Source organism: Methanomassiliicoccales archaeon (assembly GCA_014361295.1).
Taxonomy (GTDB): Archaea; Thermoplasmatota; Thermoplasmata; order Methanomassiliicoccales; family JACIVX01; genus JACIVX01.
Genome location: JACIVX010000121.1, coordinates 1 through 557, shown reverse-complemented (window position 1 = coordinate 557; position 557 = coordinate 1). Strand labels below are relative to the sequence as shown.

At 61.0% G+C, this 557-nt stretch carries 1 protein-coding gene; it reads right to left on the bottom strand.

Going from position 1 to position 557, the window contains the following annotated elements; translation table 11 throughout:
• Positions 1-109 precede the first annotated feature (109 nt).
• Entirely contained in the window at positions 110-523 is a 414-nt protein-coding gene (locus H5T41_11505) for a hypothetical protein (GenBank protein MBC7109385.1), read from the bottom strand.
• Positions 524-557: the final 34 nt, after the last annotated feature.

The following is a 557-nucleotide window of genomic DNA, read 5'->3' as shown; positions in this document are numbered from 1 at the left end:
ACGGCCACATTCCAGGTGTGGGATGACCTCAACAATTCCGCTCAGGCCACGATCACCATCGAGGTGGCTCCCGCCCCTTAGGCGTTAGGGATGCCGGCCTCCATGAGTTTTAAGGGGCCCGCGGCCGCGGGCCCCCTTTTCCCATCCCCCACAAAACTAGTCCACCGGCCAAAATAAGCGCGGGAAAATCGCCGAGGAGGACGTAAGGCGTTCGCCCGGAGAACCGTGGAACCTCCAGGACGAACACACCCTCCCCCAACGGAAACCGCGCAAGCTCCCGCCCCTTTGGCTCCCAGCCGCCGGTGATCCCCGTTTGCCCCACTTGCACCACGGCCCGGCCCGTCTCCGCAGCCCGCAAGGAACACATGGCATAGTGCTCCCAGAGAATTCGCGTCCGGCCAAACCAGGCGTCGTTGGTGGAAACAATCAGCACTTCCGCGCCTTTCTTGGTCAAAACTCGGGTTGGCCCGGAAAACGATGATTCAAAGCAGATCACCACGCCATATATCCCCACCGGTTCCAAGCGCTCACCGGGAGATTGATCATAGGGAAGGAAT